Source organism: Streptomyces sp. TRM68367, assembly GCF_014495685.1.
In the GTDB taxonomy this organism is placed as follows: domain Bacteria; phylum Actinomycetota; class Actinomycetes; order Streptomycetales; family Streptomycetaceae; genus Streptomyces.
Genome location: NZ_JACTVI010000226.1, coordinates 1 through 3,157, shown reverse-complemented (window position 1 = coordinate 3,157; position 3,157 = coordinate 1). Strand labels below are relative to the sequence as shown.

Here is a 3,157-nt window from a genome sequence, read left to right as displayed (position 1 = left end):
CCTCCCCTACCACAACGGCCGCACCGAGGGCGTCAACACGCGAACCAAGAGGATCATGAGGCAGATGCACGGCCGAGCCGGGTTCCCCCTGCTCCGCCACCGCATCCTCCATGGCCGCGAACTCGGCGCGGGGAACGAAGCGGCGACGGCCGCGGAGCGGGATCAGCTCGCCGACACGATGCCCGTCGCGGGTGACGGTGAACGCCTGTCCTCCCTGGACGGCGTCCATGATTTCTTTGGAGCGGGTGCGCAGATCGCGCTGAGTGATCTCCGGCTGCGCTGTCATGCTGTCCACGATAGCGAAGGTGTGCTACCCGGTGCTACACCGTCACCCGCGATTGCGGATAGGCGAAGGTGCCTGCTCGTAGAGCGATGTGCATCTGGACACGAAAAAGCCCCTCACGCGTTTCCGCAGGTGAGAGGCTGTGTGCGCCCCCGGCAGGAGCCGCAAAACATGGGAAGCCGGATCGACGCCGGGCAGGGGCGGATCATTGGTGGTGACGACGACTGTCTCGCTCTGAATTTGGGGCCGCCGGGGAAGTCGTGCCTCTGCGCAGGTTCGAATCCCCGGGCCGGATTCAAACGTGACCCTGCGCAAACCCCAGGACTACTTCCACCGAGTCTGGTCCACAGCCTTCCGCGCCGCCGACCTGGCCGACGCGGGCGACAACGAGCAGAACGAGTACAGCGATACGTGCACAACCGACAACGACCCCGAGCAGGACATCGCATGAAGACCGCCGCCGTCCCAGAACCCCGCACAGCCGCTGCCCTGGCTGCCCGCCGCCACAAGAGCGAGACCGCCCTCCAACGGGTCCGCGAAGCCATCACCCGCCTCCGGCGCGAGAAGGCCCAGGTCAGCGTCGCCGCCATCGCCCGCCGCGCGGCGTCTCGCGCACCTTCCTCTATGACAACGCCGAGACCCGATCCGCGGTCGCCACCGCGATGGCCGAGGCCGGCGAACGCCGGACCCAGTTGCTCGCCGACCAGGACGATGAGCGCGAGGCGATCTGGCGCGAACGTGCCCTGAACGCCGAAGAAGGACTCAAGGCCGCGCAGGCCGAGATCCTCACCCAGCGCACCCGCATCGGCGAACTCCTCGGCCAGGTCCGCGACTTGCAGGCGGAATGGACCGAAGAGGCCATCCAGCGGATCACTACCGAGAACACCACGCTCAAGCAGCGGGTCCGCCAGCTCACCGCCGACAACCGCACCCTCGACGAGCGACTAAAGGCCGCCCGCCGCTCCAACCTCCGCTTCCAGGTTCGTCGCGTCGCCGACCTCGAAGCCCGCATCGCCGATCCGGCTCCAACGATCTGATCCCGTCCGGCTACGACCCGCAGATGTCAGCGGTGCGGGCCATACTCGTGCTGCGGCGCCGCCCGGGCACCGCAGCACGAGGGGAGCGAAATGGCTGAGGTGCTGGTTTTCCACCACGGGCACGGGCTGACCGTCGGCGTCCGTGAGTTCGCCGAGCAGCTGCGCCGGGCCGGACACACCGTCCATGTCCCGGACCTGTTCGAGGGGCAGGTATTCGACAGTCTCGAGGAGGGCATGAGTTACGCCCAGGACGCCGGGTTCGGCACGGTCATCGCGCGCGGAACCGCCGCCGCCGAGGGGCTGCCTGCGGAACTCGTCTACCTCGGGTTCTCGCTCGGCGTCCTGCCGGCGCAGAAGCTGGCACAGACCCGCACCGGCGCAAAGGGTGCGCTCCTGCTGGAGGCATGCGTCCCGGTCGCGGAGTTCGGCGGCGCCTGGCCCCACGATGTCCCGGTCCAGGTCCACGGCATGGACGCGGATCCGTTCTTCGCCAGGGAGGGCGATGTGGACGCAGCCCGGGCGCTCGTCGAGACGGCGGCGGATGCCGAACTGTTCCTCTACCCCGGCGACAGGCACCTGTTCACCGACAGCAGCCTGCCGTCGCACGACGAACACGCCGCAACGCAGGCCACCGATCGAATGCTGGACCTCCTTGACCGCATCAAATAGCCCGGCATTTCGGCGAGCACTACCAAAGCCACCGACAGCTCACTCCAACCTCCGCTTCCAAGACCGGCGCGTCGCCGACCGCGAAGCCTGCCTCACCGATCAGCGACGTGGCCCTGCCTCGCTGGCCACCTCACGGCCCGTCCACCGTCCCGGTGGACGGGCCGTCCCATGAGACCACCCGGCGAGCTACAACAACGACCCCAATGCGCCGTCACGGACATGTAATCTATGAATTTTCGCAGTTCAGAGCCGGTTTCCGAGCTCCTGCGGTCGGTAAAATCGACGACATTCACTTCCTCGCCGGGGCGAACCCCAACTCGGTCCGCATGGCGAACCAGCTGAAGTACCTGTCGAACGTCTTCCCCGTCACCCTGATCTACGTCGGGGTCGGCGTCCAGCAGCGGGGTGTCCTGCGCGAGGGGTCTCCGACCAGCAGACCGAACTCGCCCAGTTCGGGCGCCGCACCACGCCCTTGACGCTGTCGCGTTCCAGATCGAGGACGACGAAGGCCGTCAGCATTGGCAGACACTGCTCAAGACGATCGAGCAGAAACTCGTCCTGGCGGAGAAGTACCCCGGGATGCTCGCCAGGGACCTGTCGGACTACCTCTTCGCACGCTCCACCGGACACTTCGCCTCCCTCATGGCGCTGATCAACCGCGGCTGCCTGCGCGCGATTCGCTCCGGTCATGAGCGCCTCGACAAGGGTTTGATGTACCAGGTCAAGAACGACGCCGCCGCGGAGGCGGCCCGCAAGGAACTGGAAGCCGAGATCGCGGCTGGTCTGCTGACCAGCCGGCCGAGGCAGTCTCCGCAACGTCGCAGGAAGTCGGCATGACCGTGTGGACCGATGACCGCATCCCCATCGCGCTGGCACCGCTTCCGGGCGAGGCCCTGGACAGCTGGCTCGGCGCGTACGCGCGCCGGCTGCGCGTCCCCGCGAATGCTTTGCTGAGGCCATCACCGCCCTCGTCACTCGTGTGGGTAATCCCGCGCATTGGATCGGCCAGGGGGCACAAACGACCGTTTCCGCCCCCACGTAGCTGTTCAGCAGGGCTGACAGCCCGTTCGACCAGAGCACCCCAAGATCGATAAGCTGTGGCCGTGGAGCCTGGTAGTGAGCCGTCGAACGAGGAGTTGAAGCTCCTGCTCGCGGCGAAGGACGCCAC

The 3,157-nt window shown here is 67.2% G+C and carries 5 protein-coding genes and 1 pseudogene; 5 read left to right on the top strand and 1 reads right to left on the bottom strand.

Annotated elements, in window-relative coordinates:
* Positions 1-109: 109 nt before the first annotated feature.
* Positions 110-286 (bottom strand): annotated as a pseudogene (locus H8R17_RS44910) (type II toxin-antitoxin system Phd/YefM family antitoxin); the annotation flags it as partial.
* 298 nt (positions 287-584) lie between these two features.
* Between H8R17_RS44910 and H8R17_RS44905 the strand changes: the two are divergent.
* The 5 genes from H8R17_RS44905 (at position 585) to H8R17_RS46100 (ending at position 2,826) form a co-directional block, all read left to right on the top strand.
* On the top strand, positions 585-734 hold the full coding sequence (locus tag H8R17_RS44905) for a hypothetical protein (protein WP_262506051.1): 150 nt from the start codon (positions 585-587) through the stop codon (positions 732-734).
* Between the two features lie 211 nt (positions 735-945).
* Entirely contained in the window at positions 946-1,320 is a 375-nt protein-coding gene (locus tag H8R17_RS48440) for a hypothetical protein (protein WP_262506050.1), read from the top strand.
* Between the two features lie 90 nt (positions 1,321-1,410).
* Positions 1,411-1,989, top strand: coding sequence for a dienelactone hydrolase family protein (locus H8R17_RS44895; protein WP_187828907.1), 579 nt, complete (start codon positions 1,411-1,413; stop codon positions 1,987-1,989).
* 326 nt (positions 1,990-2,315) lie between these two features.
* Entirely contained in the window at positions 2,316-2,465 is a 150-nt protein-coding gene (locus H8R17_RS46105; protein ID WP_223126177.1) for a hypothetical protein, read from the top strand.
* 103 nt (positions 2,466-2,568) lie between these two features.
* Positions 2,569-2,826 carry a hypothetical protein gene (locus H8R17_RS46100; protein ID WP_262506049.1) on the top strand — a complete coding sequence of 86 codons (258 nt, stop codon included), beginning with the start codon at positions 2,569-2,571 and terminating at the stop codon, positions 2,824-2,826.
* The last annotated feature ends 331 nt before the right edge of the window (positions 2,827-3,157 follow it).

Bases quoted from the DNA above. Each gene is read 5' to 3' on its own strand.
- H8R17_RS48440 (WP_262506050.1), top strand. From the start codon at position 946: ATGGCCGAGGCCGGCGAACGCCGGACCCAGTTGCTCGCCGACCAGGAC.
- H8R17_RS44895 (WP_187828907.1), top strand. From the start codon at position 1,411: ATGGCTGAGGTGCTGGTTTTCCACCACGGGCACGGGCTGACCGTCGGC.
- H8R17_RS46105 (WP_223126177.1), top strand. From the start codon at position 2,316: ATGGCGAACCAGCTGAAGTACCTGTCGAACGTCTTCCCCGTCACCCTG.
- H8R17_RS46100 (WP_262506049.1), top strand. From the start codon at position 2,569: ATGCTCGCCAGGGACCTGTCGGACTACCTCTTCGCACGCTCCACCGGA.